This is a genomic window from Micromonospora cynarisoli, from assembly GCF_030518815.1.
Lineage (GTDB): Bacteria > Actinomycetota > Actinomycetes > Mycobacteriales > Micromonosporaceae > Micromonospora > Micromonospora wenchangensis.
In genome coordinates this window covers 2,913,932-2,931,003 of the sequence record NZ_CP130426.1, presented here as the reverse complement: position 1 = coordinate 2,931,003, position 17,072 = coordinate 2,913,932, and the positions used below count along the sequence as shown (strand labels likewise).

The following is a 17,072-nucleotide window of genomic DNA, read 5'->3' as shown; positions in this document are numbered from 1 at the left end:
GGGGCGGTGTCCCGGCGGCTGTCGGCGGCTTACCGCCCCGGTGCCGTAGGCGTCCGGGGCGGCTTGCCGCCGGCCGGGTTTGCCGCCCCGCACCGCGCGGAGCGCGGTGCCTTGATCCAATACAGAACAATTCAGCAGTCGACAGAGGGCTCACTCAAGGGGCCGCTCACCAGGCAGCCTGCCGCCAGGCGTGCTGTATCGCAACCGAACGCTCTGAGGCCTCCGTGGCTGTCGGTGGAATGTTCGTCCGGTAGTAAGTACAGTGTCCGGATGGACAAGCGAACCATTTCCTATGAGGAAGCGCTAGCTCTTATAGAGCGCGATGAATCACCCTTCTGGGATTGCAAAAGCGCAAAGAGTGGCGGTTCGGCCATTCAGAAGGTAGGCGCGGCTCTTGCTAATACTGACGGCGGCGACTTCGTGGTCGGTATTGAGGATCGAGCAAAGGGGGTTGGTATCGATCGGTGGCAGGGATTTCTTGCGATCGAGGATGCGACGCCTGTTCTGGAAGCCCTTAGTAGAGACGTAAGTCCACCGGTACCCTATGGCGTCGATTTCTTAGAGGTTCAGGGATACGAGTCTTCCGGTGTGGTTTGTCTAATCCAGGTCGCAAAAAGTGGCAGCGTGCATTACGCGGCAGACAAGAAAGTCTATACCCGACGAGGCGCGTCGTCGGTTGCGATTTCGGGCAACGCGATCACTGATCTAAGCTTGTCCAAGGGGGCTCGTTCTTACGAGGATCAACTCTTGGAAGACTACTTTCTCGACGATCTGGTGGAAGAGCCTGAAGTAGGAACTTTCTTGCAAGGCTACAGCCCTGCTACAAGCCCGGCTAGTCTGGCTCGATCTCGAAGATTGGTTGATCGCCAGAGTGGTCGTGCGCGCGTTTGTGCTGCGATCTTGTATGCGACGATCCCTTCCGCTGTTGTGCCGAAGAGATGTGCGGTTAAGGTGGCCAGATACAACACCAAGGAGCAAGAACCGCTCCGCAAGCATTTGGTGGGTGTGCCAAAGACCATCGAGGGGCCTGCGCGCGTGCTCATCGATGAAACCCTGAAGGAGGTGTCGGAACTGATCGAGTCAGTTTCCACGCTGACGCCTGACGGTAAAATGGAGCCGCTGCGGTACCCGCCGGAAGTGCTCAAGGAAATTGTTGTGAATGCGGTTATCCACCGCGACTACAACATATCTGACGACATCCGCGTGTATGTCTTCAATAATCGGGTAGAGGTTCGTAGTCCTGGTGGACTTCCGGGTCACATGACGCTCGACAACCTCTTTTCAGACGAGCGGGCTTCCAGAAACCCTAAGATTGTTCAACTTCTGAACAAGTATCCAGATCCTCCTAACAAGGATATTGGGGAGGGGCTTCGGACGGTCTTAAGCAAGATGAAGGAGGCCCAGCTTCAGCCACCTAAGTTCTCGGTGATCAATAATCAGTTTGTGGTTGAGATTGGGCACACACCTCTGGCGCGACCTCAAGAGATTGTTCTGGAATACCTTGAGATCCACGAGGAGATCACTAACGCCATAGGTAGGGAACTTACGGGCATCGCCTCTGAAAACTCTATGAAGGACGTCTTTTACTCTCTTCGGCAATCTGGGATTCTAGAGATGGTGCCTGGCAAGAGGGGTAGTCGGTCCGCATGGCGAAAAGTGGTAAGTAGCGAGGAGGTTGTTGAAGTGGCGTCGGAGGCTCCCGTATTGTTAGCGAAGACTGATGTGGAATTGCCCGCTTCGGCTGGCAATGCTGCACTTAGCAATAGTGTTGAGACTCCTGCCGTAGCCCCGACCTTGGTCAACGCGTATTCTAGGGCCAGAAAGAAATTCAACTACCGAGGTGGCCGGCAGGGCAGGAACGATCTCTGCGGCTGCGGGAGTGGCATCAAGTTCAAGCGTTGTTGTGGAAAGCGGGAATAGGCTAATTTCCTGGTCCGCATATTCCTGTATGGTTGGCACGGTATGCACATCTTTCTTGACCTGAGATGCGTTTATCGCAAAGGATGCGGATGTGATTTTGCTGGTCGCCCTCCCGCGTAATTGTTGTTTCGCCGGCGTCGATTTCTGGTGCGAAGCCAAGTATGTGCGTTATTCGTGCTGCATAGTCGATTGCGGCACTTAGTGTCGGAACGGCAAAAGGCATGTGGATTACAAATCTCCGCTCGTTTTCCGTGTCTGTAATGGTTACTCCGGTCATTTTTGCATCACTTCCTTCTGATTGCGGTGGACGTTATTTCTCTGCTTTTCGGTGGGTTGGCATTTCTTTTTTCTGCGATGGCGCAGTCGGGGTGCGTAGATCAGGCATCTACGCACCCCGACCGGTGCCGCGTCCTCACCTGCTATCGCGGCCCTTGTGGCGAGCACGAAACCAGGGGGATTGGGTTGCGGCGATAGAAGAGTCAACCGATTTAACTCGCACGGGTCATCCACCTGGTTGGACTGTCGTTAGACGTCTTGGTCCCTCGTGAAACGTCCCGGGACGGGGTTGAAAAGTCCCGTCCTGAAAAGGTCCAATAGAAGAATGAACGAACGTCTTCGGACTGTCATGGTGCGTCGAGGAATCCGGGTCGACGACTTGGCCGATGAATGTGGCGTCGACCCGAAAACCGTCGAACGGTGGATCAGCCTCGGTCGTGTGCCCCATCGTCGGCATAGGTGGACGGCAGCTCGGCGGTTGGGAGCGGAAGAGGCGTATCTCTGGCCGGAAGTCCTGGCGACCGTCGACGGCCGGCGCGGTGAGGCGAGTCGGGCTGAACTGATCGAGGTCTACCCCGACCGGGCGTCGGTGCCGCGTGAGGTGTGGTTACGGCTGCTGTCTGAGGCCCAGGAACGGATGGATCTGCTCGTCTACTCGGGGACCTTCTTTGCGCAGACGCAACCTCGGGTGGCGCGAATGCTGGCTGACCGGCTGTCGGCGGGCGTGCAGGTGCGGCTGTGCTTCGGTGATCCGTCGAGTGACGCGGTGGCGGTGCGGGATCGGGAGGAACAGCTCGGCGGCACGCTGGGGGCGAAGATCCGCGCTTCGTTGACGTACTACCGGGAGCTTGCCGGGGTCGATGGCTGCGAGATCCGGCTACACCCGACGACGCTGTACAACAGCGTCTTTCGCTATGACGACGAGGTGTTGGTCAATCCGCACGCTTATGGTGAGGCGGCCAGTGCCAATCCGACGTTCCACTTCCGTAGGGTCGACGGGGGCGGGCTGTTCGAGCACTACACGACGAGCTTTGACCGGGTATGGTCCACGGCGGTGCCGTGGCAGGGAGCGGAGGTCTGACGGTGGGACGTGTGGAGCATTGGAACGACCCGAACGCGCCGAAGGCGAACACGCTCGTCCCGGCCTGCGGCGTCCTGGCGGTCGACGACCAGGGCGCGATCCTCCTACAGCGTCGGCGTGACACCGGCCAGTGGGCGTTGCCGATGGGCAAGATGGAGATCGGCGAGACTCCGACCGAGTGCGCCGTACGGGAAACGCTGGAAGAGACGGGGATCGAGGTCGAGGTGACCGGCGTCCTTGGCGTCTACTCCGATCCGGGCCACATCATCGCGTACTCGGACGGTGAGGTTCGTCAGGAGTACGAGGTGACGTTGCTGGCGCGGCCGATCGGCGGGGCGTGCGCACCGAACGACGAGGCGAGTCACGTCGGCTGGTTCCGGCCTGACGAGCTGGCGGCGCTCGACATCCATCCGACGATGCGGCGGCAGATCGCGGACTACCTCACGCGGCGGATGCCGCACGTCGACTGATGACACGAGAAACGCCCCGGTGATGATCTCCCGGGGCGCTCGTGTGCGGTGTGTCGGTGTCACAGCTCGTCGACGGCGAAGGCGGCCACCAGCTCGGCCATGCTGTCGATGACGGCGTCTGCGGCGGCGAACCGTTCGCGCTTGCCGGGCTTGTTCGCGTACCCGATGGCTGCGACTCCGGCGGCGTGGGCGGCCTCGATATCGCTGACCGAGTCGCCGACCAGGACGCATTCCGCCGGATCGGCACGGAGTTCCCGCACGGCGTCCAGCACCGGGAACGGGTCCGGCTTCATCCGCTCGGGGGCGGCCTCGGGTCGGCCGATGACCGGGTGTACGTAGCCGATAAGCCGGCGGGCGGTCAGGTATGCGTGCACCGAGTCGGCCGAGTTGTTCGACACCACGGCGACCCTGCGGCCGGTCTGATGGGCGGCGACGATGACTTCCCGGCCGTACGAGGTCGGTTCGGCGGTGCGGGCCGCGGTGACTTCCTGGTGGGTCAGAGCCTCGTCGACCAGGCGGACGACGGCAGGGCGCCCGACGGTGGCGGTAAAGCGGAGCACGGCGAGCGGGTCACGTTCGGCCAGGATCTCGGGCGGCAGGGTCACCGCCTGGTCGACGAGCAGCCGGCGCAACTCGTGAGCGACGGTCGACGCCGGGTGCTGGGCGAAGATGCTGCACACGGGGCCGTCGAAGTCGAGCAGGATCACGCGGGCGCGGTCGATCACCTTCGCCAGGTCGGCGGCGGTCACGAGGCGTACTCACGGGCGATGGTGCCCCACAGGCTGTCGAACCAGGCGCGGGCCTGCTCGACGTAAAGGGCGTCGTTGCTGTCGTCCTCGTCGCTGGGCGTGAACGGGAACAGGATCGCGTCCTTGCCCATCGCGTCGTAGATCGCCATCGGCTTGCCGTCCACGGAGACGGTGTGTTCGACAACGGGGTAGAACCCGAAGAACGCTTCCTGTTCGTTAATGATGAACAGCTTGAACAGGGGCGCGGCGTTGTGAACGCGTACCTCGATGGTGGCGGTCTTGACCAACCCGAGGTCGGCCAACTCCTGTACGGCGTCGGTGAGGGCGTGGATCGACCGGTCGGTGATGCGTAGGGCTCGGGCACGGATGCCGGGGTCGTCGGCCTGGTCCTCGGCACGGCAGGGGATCGCCATCGGGGCAGTCATGTCGGAGATCAGCACACGTACCCGGATCGACTCCGGGGTGAGGCGACCGATGCGGACCTTGTCCAGGGTCTCTTGGATCGCGTTGTACAGCGTCTCTCCGGAGAAGCCGGCGAAGTCGATCGTGACGTTCGTGGCCTCGAACGCGCGCTCGATGTGCGGCCGTAGTCCGACCGGGCGCTCCGTGTTGGCGCGGACGAAGGTGCCGCTGCCCTGACGGGTCACGATCAGGCGTTCCTCTTGCAGCTTCCGCAAGGCGGCCTTGATCGTCTCGCGGGCGACGCTGAACCGCTCGACGAGATCGTGTTGCGACGGCAACTTCTCGCCGGGCGCGAACTTCCCGGTCTTGATCTCGGCTCGGAGGGTGGCCGCGATCTGTTGCGACGGCGTACGGGGGTCATCGGGGTCAAGAGCCATGCACGGACGGTACCGCTGACTAGCCAGGCTAGGAAAGTTCCCACACTGTCATTGACATGACTAGCCAAGCCGGCCTACCTTTGATCCACGGCACCTGGCTAGTCAGGTTAGTCAGGTGGGATCAGGAGGTCGAGCAATGGCTCTGCGTGGCGGTACGAGGTTCGCCGTGCGTTGTGAGGACGTGTTCCCGGCGGGGTGCGCGTTGGTGCCCGAGTCGCTGGGTGAGGTGGAGGACTACGACGAGAAGACGGGCCGGCGCTCTCCGGCGAAGGACAAGCTGACCGGCCAGCGGGTGTGGCAGGTGCGGGTGATGGACCTTGACCCGGAACTCGGGAAGCGGTCCCGGGAGACGACGGTCAAGATCTCCGCCGACTACCAGCCGGTGCCGCCGTCGGGTGCGCCGTTCGAGGCGGTGGAGTTCGAGGGCATGACGGTGACGCCGTACGTGGCGAGCAACGGCGGGATGGCGTACTCGCTGCGGGCTACCGCGATGCGTGCCCCGGCGGGTGTTGCCGGCAACAAGAAGGCGGCGGCGTAGCCGCTTTGAGTGTGGGCGGGGCTGTCTGATCTTGGCGGACGGCAGCCCCGCCCTTCTCTGTCTCTTCCCCCTGCTCTGTCGAGAGAGGTAGTGACGTGTCCAAGGGTATGCGTCCGGCTGGCCGTGGCTGGCCTCGGTGTGGTGTGTGTCAGTCCCGGTTCGATCCGGCCACGGGTGCCGACGGTCGGTGTGACGGCTGCGTCGGGCAGCTCGTTCTCCCGTTTCCTCCGGTCCGGGATGCGTCGGGCCGGTTCGTGTCGCTGCGGGGTGCCAAGTGATCGGGCGTCCTCGCGGTGAAGTGGTGATGACGTCCGCCGGTGACCTGCTGGTGGTCCGGCCGAAGCGGTTCGAGCTTCCGGTTTGGGCGGTGCTGCTCGGCCTGGTGCTGCGCTGGTCTGGGCGGCTGCTCTGGTGGTGCCTGCGTCATCCGGTGGCTACCGCCTCAGTGGTGCTGGCGTGCTGGCTGTACGCCGAGTTCGGTTGGTCCGGTCTGGTGGTGCCGCTCGTGCTGGCGTCGGCGGCCTCGGCGGTGTGGCGCTGGCGGGATGAGTCGTCCTGGTGGGCGTGGTTGGCGGGTCCACTGCTCGGCTCGTTCCGGCGGGTGTTCGTCTACCGGCGGGTGTGGCGTGAGGCCATGACGCTCTGCGGGCTCGCCGAGACATACGACCGTCGGGGCGTTCTGCCGGAACTGCTGCGGGTCCGCTCGGATCAGGCGCTCGACGTGCTGAGGGTCCGGATGGTCCGGGGGCAGACGCCGGAGCAGTTCCAGCGGGTGAGTGCGAACCTGGCCTACGCCTTCGGCCGGCGGTACGCCCGGGTCTACGCGGAACGTCCCGACGACGCGCCGACACGTACCGGTCGGGGTGCCTGGGTGCTGCGGCTGGTCGACCGGGTGCGGTACCGGGATCGGCCGACGGTGGTCTACCTGGCGCTGGTGCGTACCGATGCGCTGCGCACGGTGGTGCCGCCGTTCCCGGTGCCGGCGGTGCCGGACTTCACCGCGCTGCCGCTGGCCCGGCGGGAAGACCTGCGTACCTGGTCGCTGCATCTGCTCGCTACTCACGTCCTGGTGGGCGGGGCGACCCGGTCGGGGAAGGGCTCGGTGCTCTGGTCGGTCGTTCGGGTCGTCGGCGGAGGTGTCGCCTCCGGGCTGGTGCGGCTCTGGGTGATCGACCCAAAGGGCGGGATGGAGTTCGCGCTCGGTCGTCCGATGTTCGCCCGGTTCGCCTGCAAGTCGTTCGAGGCCATGGCGGATCTGCTCGACGAGGCCGTGACCGTGCTGCGGGAGCGCCAGACCCGGTTGGCCGGCACGGTTCGGGTGCACACGCCGACCGAGGCTGACCCCCTGGTCGTGGTCGTCATCGACGAGATGGCCGCACTGACCGCGTACCTGCAAGACGTCGACCTGCGTAAGCGCATCGCGTCATCGCTGGGGTTGCTGCTGTCGCAGGGTGCCGGGGTCGGCGTGCTGGTGGTGGCCGCGTTGCAGGACCCACGTAAGGAGGTGCTGCCGTTCCGGGACCTGTTCCCGACCCGGATCGCGCTGGGGCTGACCGAGGCGTCACAGGTCGACATGGTCCTTGGTGACGGTGCCCGCAACCGGGGCGCTCTCGCGGATCAGATGCCCCGTTGGGCGAAGGGCGTCGGGTACGTGATCCTCGATGGCACCCCCGACCCGATGCGGGTCCGGTTCTCCTACGTCAGCGATGACGACATCCGCGACATGGCGCGGCAGTACCCGGCCCCGGCTGACGCGGCGGACATCCTCGCCCAGGTCGGCCGGGAAACCGCCGTCGAACCGGTCCGCCTTCCGCTGCCGCGTAAGCCGTCCGGGCCGTTGCTGCCTGATGCGCTGCGCAACCTGCTCGACTCCGACGGCGGGGGTGAGGCGCGATGACCGCTGCCCCGACCGGGTGCCGCTTCTACCGGCTGCGAACCCCCGAACCGGTGACCGCCGTCTCTGTCCGGGTCGACCCCGAGCGGCCTGACCCGTACCCGGTCTATCTGGCGGTCGGTGCGGGCCGGCGGCGGATGTCCCTGACCCCTGACGAGGCGTGGGCGCTGTGGCGGTGCCTGTCCGAAGCGGTCGCCACGCTCGGTACCCCTCCCGACTACATCCGCACTGACATCCGACCGGCCCGGAGGTAACTGCCGTGAACCCCCTCACCCGTCTGACCAACCGCCTCCGCCGCCCGCTGTACGTCCGACTCGTCGGCCCGGCTGACCAAAGCGCCGCCGCCCTGCATGGCCTCGCCCACCTCATCAACCGTCGCCCCGACATGGAGGGCCGGCGCATCCGCATCGACCTGATCATCCGCGAGAAGCCGAAGGGGGCGGAGTGATGACCGAACGCTCCGAATCGGCTGTACGCCTGGTGATCCTGCTCGCCATTGGCACCATGGCCGGCGCTGCCGCCTTCACCCACGTCCACGACCTGTCCGTAGCCCACGGTCAACCCGACTGGATCGGCTGGGCCAACGCCGTAGCCGTCGAGCTGATGGCGATCTACCTCGGCCTGGAACTCCGCGCCCGCCGCCGTGCCGGTCGGCCTATCGGCCTGGTCGGCTCGCTCCTGGTCGCGTTCGCGCTGCTGTCCCTCGCCGCCCAAGTGGCGGAAGCCGAACCGTCGGTCTGGGGCTGGACCGTGGCCGCGGTGCCCTCGCTGGCGTTCCTCGCCCTGGTCAAAGTCGTCCTGTCCAACGCCCCAGCCGTGCCGCCGGCTCCCGCACCGGACCAACCCCCGGGCGACTGGTACGAGGTGCCCGAGCAGGCCACCACCGAACCCGAGCGCCCGGCTGACCCCGTGCCGCCGGCTGTCCCGGCTCCGGCTGCCATCTCTGCCCCGGCAGCCGTGCTGCCCCCGCGTGTCGTCCCCTCGAACCGGCCGCACGTCGTCGGGATCATCCGATGACCGCCACCCTCACCGCCGGCCGGCGGCTACCGGAACTCGTGCACGACCTCGATCAACCCGACGATGTGCGCATTGAACTCGTCCAGTTCCTCAGCCGGAACCCACAGCTCCAGGATGGTCTTCCCACCGGCCTGCTGGACCGGGTACCGGCGCAGAAACTCCGACTCCACCCGGAACCGGGTGACGTAGCCGACGCCGGACGCGGGCACGTTCCAATCCCGGGCGATCATCACCGCGTAGTCCTCGTTCAGGACCGGGTAGAAGATCGGCTGATCCGGCAGACGCGGCGGCCACGCCCGCCATCCGGCCTCGCGGACGAGATCCAGCTCTTTCGGTCCGGTCGGACGCCACAGCACCGTCGTACCGTCATCGCCGCTCATGTCGACCTCGCCACTCGGGTTCCTGGTGAGCCCGGACAGTACCGGCGCACCCGCACCCAGAACCACCGCATTCCATTCACGGCGGGGGTGGGCCGATGACCGCCCCCACCCTGCCGGGCCTCGAACCGGCCGCCCCGACCCCGGTCGCTGTTCCTCGGCCGGGGTCGCGGGCGGCCCGCATGGCGCTACCCCGCTCGGTTGACGTCCTCAAGGAGATCGCCGCCGAGTACGGCGTCTGCGTGCGTCCCCTCGCCATGCGCCGCACCGACCTCGACACCGGCCTGACCGAAGTCATCGACCTGCCCTGCGGGGCCACCCGGGAAGACAAGTGCGCCCCGTGCGCCAAGAAGAACCGCCGGCTGCGGCAGGCCCAGATCCGCGAGGGCTGGCACCGCGACGACGAACCACTACCGCCACCGGAACCCGCGACCGAGGAACAGAAGGCGCTGATCCTGCTGCGCGGGCATCTGGAGTTCTCCCGTGACGAGGCATCCCGGGCGTGCCAGTGGGACCAGGTCGAAGACCTCGACGACGCTATCCGCGAGGTGGAAGAGGCCATTGCGGCCGAAGGACTCCGGGGAAGGGTCGCCCCGCCGCACGCGACCGGCGACGACGACCAGGGCGACGACGACACCGGCCCGCGTCGGAAGCGCTCGACCCGACGTCGGCAGGATGCTCCCGAGCTGCCTCGGCGCAAGGTGGAGCGGCGCACGGTCGGCAGGACGTTCACCGCTGCGGACGGCACCACCTACCGGCCGTCGATGTGGCTGACCCTCACCCTCGACTCCTACGGCCCGGTCCGCCCCGACGGCACCCCGGTCAATCCCGACCGGTACGACTACCGCCGTGCCGCCTGGGACGCCGTGCACTTCCCCCGACTCCTGGATCGCTTCTGGCAGAACCTACGGCGGTGTGAGGGCTGGAATGTCCAGTACTCCGGCTGCGTCGAGCCACAACGCCGCCTCGCCCCACACGCACACTTCGCCATCCGGGGCACCATCCCCCGCGAAACCCTCCGCACGGTGGCAGCGGCCACCTATCACCAGGTGTGGTGGCCGGCCGTCGACGTCCAGCAGTACACCGCCGACCGGCCTCCCGTGTGGGACGAGGACGCTTCGGCGTGGGTCGACCCGGACACCCGCGAGCCGTTGACCACCTGGACGGAAGCCCTCGACGCCATCGACGACAACCCGCACGCGGAACCGGTGCACGTCGTCCGCTTCGGTACCCAGGTCGACGCGCGGGGCGTCATGCCCGGCACCACCGACGCCGAACGGACCATCCGGTACGTCACGAAGTACATCACCAAACACACCGGCGACGTGCACAAGGCCACCACCGACCGGCAACGCAAACACCTCGACCGGCTCTGGCGGGAACTGCGCATCACGCCCTGCACCGACCGGTGCGCCAACTGGCTGCTCTACGGCATCCAACCCAAGAAGGCGAACGCCAAGCTCAAGCCGGGCCGGTGCAAGGGCAAGGTCCACCAACGGGACACCCTCGGCATCGGCGGCCGGCGCATCCTCATCTCCCGCGACTGGTCCGGCAAGACGCTCAGCGACCACAAGCACGACGTCCGGGCCTGGGTGCGATCACTGCTCGGCGTCACCGTCGGCCTCGATGGGGTCGACGACCAGGGCGCCACCGTCGAACCGGTCCGGCACGCCTGGGAACTGGCCCGACCCGATGACCCGGACGTGCCGGCCATGGCTCACCGGCTGCTGCGGTCGATCAGCGAGCGTGCCCGCTGGCGCTCCGAACTGCTCGCCGCCAAGGACCGGGCCGCTCAGCTCCCCGACGACGGATCAGCAACAGGAACGGGCGACACAACGGGGGAGGGGCTATGACGGTGGTGAACGATGGGCTCTGGACGGTGCGGGAGGTGGCGGCCTACCTGCGGGTGCCGCAGGAAACGCTGTACCGCTGGCGCAAGGTCAAGTACGGTCCGCCGGCGGCCCGGGTCGGTCGACACCTGCGGTACGAACCGGAGACGGTCCGGGCGTGGGTACGCGCGCAGGCGGCGGCCTGATGGGACACGTGGAGGATCGCTGGTACAAGGTGATCCGGCACCCCGGCGGCCGGAAGGAGCGGATCAAGTCGAGTCTGTTCGGCAAGGGAATGCGCTACCGGGTGCGGTACATCGGCCCGGACGGGCGGGAACGTAGCCAGTCCTTCCCCGACCGGGCCAAGCGTGACGCTGACGCCTTCCTCGTCTCCACCGAGACGGACAAGCTCCGGGGCTCCTACGTCGACCCGTCCGCCGGTCGGATTACCTTCGCTGAGTACGCCGAGAGCTGGTTGCGTACGCGCTCGTTCGACGAGTCGACGCGGGAGAGCACAGAGTTCCGGGTACGGAAGCACCTGCTGCCGTTCTTCGGCTCTCGGCAACTTGCCTCGATCAAGCCGGGTCACATCCGAGAGTGGGATGCCGGCATGGTCGGCAAGCTGGCCCCGGCGACCCGGGCCGTCGTCTTCGCTCATCTCCGGACCATCCTCGGCGCGGCCGTCGACGACGAGCGCATCGCCAAGAACCCGTGTTCGGCAAAATCGGTCAAGCCCCCGCGACCCGTACAGCGTCGGGTGGTGCCCTGGCGGTACGACCAGGTTTCGGCAGTCCGCAGTGGCCTCGCCCAGCGGTACCGCCCGATGGTCGACCTGGGGGCCGGCTGCGGTCTGCGGCAGGGGGAGATCCTCGGTCTCGCGGTCGACGACATCGACTTCGACGCGGGCTGGGTGCACGTCTGCCGCCAGGTCAAACTCGTCCGCTCTCGGCTCGTCTTCGGGCTGCCCAAGAACGACCGGGACCGCCGGATACCGCTGCCCGACTCCGTCGCCCGAGAGCTGCGGCAGCACGTCGACGACTTCGCCCCGCTGTCGCTCACCTTGCCGTGGGAAGATCCGGCCACCGACGAGCGGGTCACGGTGCCATTGCTGTTCACCACTACCCGGCGGGGCGCGATCAACCGGCGCACCTTCGACAACAAGAGCTGGCGACCCGCTGTCGTGGCGGCTGGCATCACGCCAACCCGGGCCACCGGCATGCACGCGCTACGCCACTTCTACGCCTCGTCGCTGCTCGACGCGGGGGAGAGCATCAAGGCCCTCGCCTCGTATCTCGGCCACGCCGATCCCGGCTTCACCCTCCGCGTCTACACCCACCTGATGCCTGCCAGCGAGGAGCGAACCCGGCGATCGACCGATGATCTATTTGGGTCGCTTCCAGGTCAGGAGTGGGGTACGAATCGGTAATCAAGAGAGCCACGCGTGACGGGCAGCCCGTACCCCCTGACCCGTCCCGCAGGGCTCGTTAGCAGCATGCCTACTGCGCTCTAGTGCGGACGAAGGGGAGGAGAGAGGTCCGCCACTACCGGTGAATCAATGAAGCATTTGTGCAGCAAAGCGGCAAAGCCTACTGGAAGTGAGTCATGGGAAGCCAGGCGGTCGGCAACGCTCTGCCGCAGCGCTGCGGCCACGTAGTTCTAGCCAGACGTGGAACTTGTGGCTGTCGAGTGTTTGCCAGCGACGTTAGCATCGAAAGCTGATCAGCTTAGATATGGTTCTGGTTGTCCGGTACGGTAGCCAGACGGACTGGGAGGTTAGAGATGGACCCGGTGTCTCTGGTGGTCGGCGCGTTGGCGGCGGGGTTATCGGACACGATAAGTGTCGCAGTCAAGGATGCTTACTCGGAGTTGCGAGACGCTTTGTTGCGGCGGCTGCGGAAAACTGGAAGTCCAGAGGCAGACCCCGAGCAGATCGTAGAAGCGCTTGAGGCGCGTGTCGCTGATCCCAACATTTTGAAGTCTTTGGTTATTTCCGTTGACGTCGCAAATGATGAAGATGTTCTTGCTGCGGCGCGGCAGGTTCTTCGTGCGAGCGATCCTGCGCAGGCGAAAGTTGGCAAGTATGTGATCGACATGCACGATGCGAAGGGCGTCCAAATTGGAGATAATTCGAATATGAACATCAAATTTTAACCCTTGGACTGATGACTTCCATGACAGAGCCGATTGAAGCTGATCTTGTCAGGGCGGTGGACCTGCGGAACGCAATCGGGGTGCAAGTAGGAGACAGTTCGCAGATGCACTTGCATCTCCATGGCGGTCGGCCCCGATGGTGGACAAGGTCCGGTTATATCGAGCAGGTCCGTGATATCGCGCCGGGTAGCGGACTGCCTGGGATGCTAAAAGATCGGGACGCTGAACTCAAGGAACTTGCGGACTTTTGTGGAAGTGACGAACAGTACCTTTGGTTGCGGGCCGGCCCGTGGGCGGGCAAGTCTGCCTTACTGTCAACCTTCGTCCTTAGCCCGCCACAAGGGGTTGAGGTGGTGTCGTTTTTTGTGACGGCGCGACTTGCCGCCCAAGCTGATAGCAACGCCTTCACGGATGCTCTACTCGATCAACTCTCGGCAATCGTTGACGAAACTCTGCCGCCAACTTTAACCGCGACTGCACGCGACGCTCACCGTAGAGCTTTGTTGCGAACTGCCAGCGAAAAGGTCCACGCTGAGGGTAGGCGACTGGTGCTGGTTGTCGACGGTTTGGACGAGGACATAGGTACCGGCGCGGACTCGAAGTTGGCTAGCGTTGCATCAATGCTTCCGAAAGCCCCCGGCGAGCATCTTCGGGTCATAGTCGCCAGTCGCCCTCACCCGCAGCTGCCAGGTGACGTATCTCGTGACCATCCACTGCGAAGATGCCGGGTGCGCGACCTCGACGTCTCGCAACACGCTACCGAGATCGCCCTTGCTGCCCGGGCTGAGCTTGACCAGATTCTGCATGGTGGCCAGTCGAAACAAGAGGTCATCGGACTAATCACGGCGAGTGGCGGCGGCCTCACCCTAGACGATCTAGAGGAGCTAACCACCATTCCTCGGTATAGTCTCGATAGCATGCTCGGCGGCCAATTTGGTCGCACTGTTACCGGGCGGGTTGATGCAATTGGAGTCGATGGCCAACACACTTTCATTTTCGCCCATGAGACCCTGCGTGAAAGTGCTATACATCGGCTTGGGCGGGCTTTAGAGGGGTACCGGGAGCGGCTCCACTGCTGGGCGGACCGGCATTCTAAAAGCGGCTGGAGTGGCGATACGCCCCAGTATTTACTGCGAGGTTATCCGCGCATGCTCCGTGCGCAGGAGGACTATGGTCGCCTCGTCAAGCTTGCGGTGGATTCAAATCGACACAACCGGCTCTTGGCAACTACTGGTGGTGACGCTGCTGCTTTCGCGGAGATAGCGTCTGCACATGACATCGTCATCACTAGAGATGAGGCTGATGTACTTGCGATGACGCGGTTGGCTATTCATCGCGACGCGCTTACTTCGCGTAACGCCAATTTGCCAAGTGGGCTACCGTCCGTGTGGGCGAAGATTGGACAGACGGCTCGCGCAGAGGCTCTTGCGCGTGGCATTGCGGATCCTGACGGGCAGGCTCAGGCATTGGCGGCGCTGGCCACCGTAATATCGGCATCTGGCGATGTGGGATACGCCCAAGCTCTGGCACGCGATATTGCTACATCTGACCGACGTTCCCAGGCACTTGCTGCGGTTGCACAAACGGCGGCCCGAGTCGGCGACCTCGAACGCGTCGAGGTGATCGCTCGTTCTATCGCCGACCCGTATTGGCAGACGCAGGCATTAATAGCTCTTGCTGAAGCGTTGCCGGCTCTGGGCAGAGTCGATGAGGCTGAATCAATCATTACGGCCATTGCAGACCCGTCCTGGCGTGCCCAGGCGCTGACACGAGTGGCTGCCGCCGAGGCGGCCTCTGGGGATCATGATCAAGCAAGCCGTCTAATGACTAGGGCAGAGAGTATCGCTGAGGCCCTTGTGGACCCCTACCGGCGAGCGCAAACGTTAGCCGTTGTAAGCAAAGCCGCGGCAACGACTGGCGAGATCGAATTGGCTGAGAGGTTATGTAGCGGCATCTCTGACCCAGGATGGCGAGCGGAAGCGCTGATAGAAGTAGTCGGGGCATGCGCTGGAAATGGCGAAATCAGCCGGGCTTGCGCCATCGTAAAGGGAATCTCTGACTGGTATCGTCGGGCCCGTGGCCTGATTGCTATCGCCAAAGCGGCCGCCGTTGCCGGAGACGTAAAACGTGTCGACGCTATCGTCGCCTCTATTGACGTTCCCGAACTGCGGGCGGCGGCTCTTGCGTCCGTAGCGGAGACGGTAGCAACGGCTGGAAACACTGTTCGGGCAGTGAAATTTATTGCCGATGCCGAGTTCGATGTGGAGGCAATCGCGAATCTTGGTTTACGGGTGGAGGCTCTAACGGGACTGGCCAAGGCGGCAATGGTGAGCGGCGACATCTTCCGCAGCGCTCGCCTAATCACGGATGCTGAAATCATCATTCGGGCGATCGGCGATCCTGCCCGGCGGGCGCGGGAACTTACTGCCTTAGCAAACTCGCTAGCGGCATCTGGTGACCTTGTCCGAGCGGCGCAACTAGCTACCGATGCAGAGGGAATCGCTCGCGCCATTATCGACCAGGATAAGGAGGCGCGTGCCCTCGCGGCGCTTGTGGAAGCGGTAGCCGTTGCCGGCGATGTTGATCGGGCGGAAACGATTGCTGCTACCATTAAGAACAAGTATCTACAAGGGCAAGCGCTTGGTACTATTGCGCAGGCTGTAGCTGTGGCGGGGGATATGGGGCGGGCGGAGAGCCTGGCGCGCACCATTAGAGACCCTGGTCTTCGGGACCAAGTGCTGATGGTTATGTTCGATGCAACGATAGCAGCGGGCGAGCTGGATCGGGCTGAGTTGGTAGCTCGGGCAGTTGGGGAAACGATTCGACGAAACCAGGCTTTGAGGAGTGTCGCAGTTGCCTTGGCGGAGACAGGCAACGCTTCTCGAGCTAAGACGATCGCAAGCGCCATCTCAGACCCCTACTCGCAACAATGGGCGGTAGAAGAGATGGCAACAGCATCTGTCAAGGCCGTGGCGGTAGCCGGGAAGATCGATCTTGCCAGCTGGTCGGCGGGGCAGATTGAAGATCCTTATTCGCGAATGCGAGCCCTGGTTGGCGTAGTTGAGGTTGTTGCGGCGAGGGGTGATGTTGATAGAGCTGAGGCGATCGCCAAGACCATAACTGCTTCCTATTACCTGGGTCAGGCTCTCCTTGCGGTGTCGCATGCGGCGGGCATGGCGGGTGATATTGACAGGGCTGAGGCTATAGCGAAGGTCATTAACCCTCATTATCAGGCGCGAGCCCTTGTCGCGGTGTCGCGAGCGGCAGGAATGGTTGGCGATGTCGACCGAGCCGAAGCTATCGCCAAAGCGATCTCCGAGCCCTATCGGCGGGCAGAAGCGTTGGCTGGCGTGGTTGATGCCGTAGCGAAGGGCGGTGATGTCGACCGAGCCGAAGCGATTGCTGCCTCTATTACTGACTTGTTTCGGCGGTCGGAGGCTATGATCGCAGTGGCAGAGGCGGCAGGTGTTGCGGGGGACGTCGACCGGGCTGACGCGATTGTGCAAGCCATGAGTAGTCAGGAATTGACTCGTCAAGCGCTCGCCGCTGTTGCGACAGCCGTAGAGCCTCGCGATTCGCGCCGCCTCCTTATTGCTGCACTTTCTCGTGATTGGACGACGGCACTACATGCGCTCGCGAAACTGCATCCTGACGTTATCTTGGACGTTGCGGCAGAAAGGATAGCGGCTATCTGAGTAGCGCCGAAAGAGCTGGCGTGAACTGGGTATCGGACTTACTTCAGCGGCCGGCCGGGGTTTCCGCTGGGTCGGCAGAAGATCCCGCCTGGCATATGAGCGCAGCTCCGACGGCCTAGCGACGGCCTACGGTGGCAGTAGCCGGGCTCTTGCCCAGGTCGGCAGGCTTCTCACCCTCATAATCCGGCGTACAGGTCGACTCGTCCGTCGCCCACCGGATGGGCATCGGCTCCGGG

16 protein-coding genes are annotated in these 17,072 nt (G+C 64.3%); 13 read left to right on the top strand and 3 right to left on the bottom strand.

The window, feature by feature from the left end; all coding sequences use genetic code 11:
- Positions 1-270 precede the first annotated feature (270 nt).
- The 3 genes from Q2K16_RS12055 to Q2K16_RS12045 all read left to right on the top strand — a co-directional run bounded on the left by Q2K16_RS12055 (position 271) and on the right by Q2K16_RS12045 (position 3,747).
- On the top strand, positions 271-1,920 hold the full coding sequence (locus Q2K16_RS12055) for an ATP-binding protein (protein ID WP_302745433.1): 1,650 nt from the start codon (positions 271-273) through the stop codon (positions 1,918-1,920).
- A gap of 601 nt (positions 1,921-2,521) precedes the next feature.
- Positions 2,522-3,277 carry a DUF5919 domain-containing protein gene (locus Q2K16_RS12050; protein WP_302745432.1) on the top strand — a complete coding sequence of 252 codons (756 nt, stop codon included), beginning with the start codon at positions 2,522-2,524 and terminating at the stop codon, positions 3,275-3,277.
- 11 nt (positions 3,278-3,288) lie between these two features.
- On the top strand, positions 3,289-3,747 hold the full coding sequence (locus Q2K16_RS12045; protein ID WP_282267176.1) for an NUDIX domain-containing protein: 459 nt from the start codon (positions 3,289-3,291) through the stop codon (positions 3,745-3,747).
- A 59-nt stretch (positions 3,748-3,806) separates the two neighbouring features.
- Here the strand turns inward: Q2K16_RS12045 and Q2K16_RS12040 are convergent, their stop codons facing one another.
- Together Q2K16_RS12040 and Q2K16_RS12035 are read right to left on the bottom strand one after the other, a co-directional pair.
- Positions 3,807-4,496 carry an HAD family hydrolase gene (locus Q2K16_RS12040; protein ID WP_282267174.1) on the bottom strand — a complete coding sequence of 230 codons (690 nt, stop codon included), beginning with the start codon at positions 4,494-4,496 and terminating at the stop codon, positions 3,807-3,809.
- Positions 4,493-5,335, bottom strand: a complete 843-nt coding sequence (locus Q2K16_RS12035; protein WP_282267172.1) for a GntR family transcriptional regulator — start codon at positions 5,333-5,335, stop codon at positions 4,493-4,495. The genes Q2K16_RS12040 and Q2K16_RS12035 overlap by 4 nt, the downstream gene beginning before the upstream one ends.
- A 136-nt stretch (positions 5,336-5,471) precedes the next feature.
- Between Q2K16_RS12035 and Q2K16_RS12030 the strand changes: the two genes are divergently transcribed.
- The 5 genes from Q2K16_RS12030 to Q2K16_RS12015 all read left to right on the top strand — a co-directional run bounded on the left by Q2K16_RS12030 (position 5,472) and on the right by Q2K16_RS12015 (position 8,784).
- The gene (locus tag Q2K16_RS12030) at positions 5,472-5,873 is read left to right on the top strand and encodes a transcriptional regulator (protein ID WP_302745430.1); all 402 of its coding nucleotides are present in this window, start codon (positions 5,472-5,474) and stop codon (positions 5,871-5,873) included.
- 304 nt (positions 5,874-6,177) lie between these two features.
- Positions 6,178-7,770, top strand: a complete 1,593-nt coding sequence (locus Q2K16_RS12025) for an FtsK/SpoIIIE domain-containing protein (protein WP_302746452.1) — start codon at positions 6,178-6,180, stop codon at positions 7,768-7,770.
- On the top strand, positions 7,767-8,021 hold the full coding sequence (locus Q2K16_RS33015; RefSeq protein WP_368052548.1) for a hypothetical protein: 255 nt from the start codon (positions 7,767-7,769) through the stop codon (positions 8,019-8,021). Before Q2K16_RS12025 ends, Q2K16_RS33015 begins: the two co-directional genes overlap by 4 nt.
- A gap of 5 nt (positions 8,022-8,026) precedes the next feature.
- Entirely contained in the window at positions 8,027-8,215 is a 189-nt protein-coding gene (locus Q2K16_RS12020) for a hypothetical protein (RefSeq protein WP_302745429.1), read from the top strand.
- Complete coding sequence (locus tag Q2K16_RS12015; protein WP_302745427.1) at positions 8,215-8,784, top strand: DUF2637 domain-containing protein; 570 nt, start codon at positions 8,215-8,217, stop codon at positions 8,782-8,784. Before Q2K16_RS12020 ends, Q2K16_RS12015 begins: the two co-directional genes overlap by 1 nt.
- Before the next feature lie 26 nt (positions 8,785-8,810).
- Here Q2K16_RS12015 and Q2K16_RS12010 read toward each other — a convergent pair whose 3' ends face one another.
- Complete coding sequence (locus Q2K16_RS12010) at positions 8,811-9,164, bottom strand: hypothetical protein (protein ID WP_302745425.1); 354 nt, start codon at positions 9,162-9,164, stop codon at positions 8,811-8,813.
- A gap of 95 nt (positions 9,165-9,259) precedes the next feature.
- Between Q2K16_RS12010 and Q2K16_RS12005 the strand changes: the two genes are divergently transcribed.
- From Q2K16_RS12005 to Q2K16_RS11985, 5 genes are all read left to right on the top strand, one after another.
- The gene (locus Q2K16_RS12005) at positions 9,260-11,014 is read left to right on the top strand and encodes a replication initiator (protein ID WP_302745423.1); all 1,755 of its coding nucleotides are present in this window, start codon (positions 9,260-9,262) and stop codon (positions 11,012-11,014) included.
- Positions 11,011-11,196, top strand: coding sequence for a helix-turn-helix transcriptional regulator (locus Q2K16_RS12000; protein ID WP_302745421.1), 186 nt, complete (start codon positions 11,011-11,013; stop codon positions 11,194-11,196). The genes Q2K16_RS12005 and Q2K16_RS12000 overlap by 4 nt, the downstream gene beginning before the upstream one ends.
- Positions 11,196-12,416, top strand: a complete 1,221-nt coding sequence (locus tag Q2K16_RS11995) for a tyrosine-type recombinase/integrase (protein ID WP_489671914.1) — start codon at positions 11,196-11,198, stop codon at positions 12,414-12,416. Before Q2K16_RS12000 ends, Q2K16_RS11995 begins: the two co-directional genes overlap by 1 nt.
- 362 nt (positions 12,417-12,778) lie before the next feature.
- Positions 12,779-13,141 carry an RIP homotypic interaction motif-containing protein gene (locus Q2K16_RS11990; RefSeq protein ID WP_302745418.1) on the top strand — a complete coding sequence of 121 codons (363 nt, stop codon included), beginning with the start codon at positions 12,779-12,781 and terminating at the stop codon, positions 13,139-13,141.
- Positions 13,142-13,869: 728 nt separating this feature from the next.
- Positions 13,870-16,836, top strand: a complete 2,967-nt coding sequence (locus tag Q2K16_RS11985; RefSeq protein ID WP_302745416.1) for a hypothetical protein — start codon at positions 13,870-13,872, stop codon at positions 16,834-16,836.
- The last annotated feature ends 236 nt before the right edge of the window (positions 16,837-17,072 follow it).

Excerpts from the sequence above, each read along its gene's own strand:
- Q2K16_RS12055 (WP_302745433.1), top strand. The coding sequence starts at position 271 with ATGGACAAGCGAACCATTTCCTATGAGGAAGCGCTAGCTCTTATAGAG.
- Q2K16_RS12015 (WP_302745427.1), top strand. The coding sequence starts at position 8,215 with ATGACCGAACGCTCCGAATCGGCTGTACGCCTGGTGATCCTGCTCGCC.
- Q2K16_RS12010 (WP_302745425.1), bottom strand. The coding sequence starts at position 9,164 with ATGAGCGGCGATGACGGTACGACGGTGCTGTGGCGTCCGACCGGACCG.
- Q2K16_RS12035 (WP_282267172.1), bottom strand. The coding sequence starts at position 5,335 with ATGGCTCTTGACCCCGATGACCCCCGTACGCCGTCGCAACAGATCGCG.
- Q2K16_RS33015 (WP_368052548.1), top strand. The coding sequence starts at position 7,767 with ATGACCGCTGCCCCGACCGGGTGCCGCTTCTACCGGCTGCGAACCCCC.
- Q2K16_RS11995 (WP_489671914.1), top strand. The coding sequence starts at position 11,196 with ATGGGACACGTGGAGGATCGCTGGTACAAGGTGATCCGGCACCCCGGC.
- Q2K16_RS12050 (WP_302745432.1), top strand. The coding sequence starts at position 2,522 with ATGAACGAACGTCTTCGGACTGTCATGGTGCGTCGAGGAATCCGGGTC.
- Q2K16_RS12000 (WP_302745421.1), top strand. The coding sequence starts at position 11,011 with ATGACGGTGGTGAACGATGGGCTCTGGACGGTGCGGGAGGTGGCGGCC.
- Q2K16_RS12025 (WP_302746452.1), top strand. The coding sequence starts at position 6,178 with ATGACGTCCGCCGGTGACCTGCTGGTGGTCCGGCCGAAGCGGTTCGAG.
- Q2K16_RS12030 (WP_302745430.1), top strand. The coding sequence starts at position 5,472 with ATGGCTCTGCGTGGCGGTACGAGGTTCGCCGTGCGTTGTGAGGACGTG.
- Q2K16_RS12005 (WP_302745423.1), top strand. The coding sequence starts at position 9,260 with ATGACCGCCCCCACCCTGCCGGGCCTCGAACCGGCCGCCCCGACCCCG.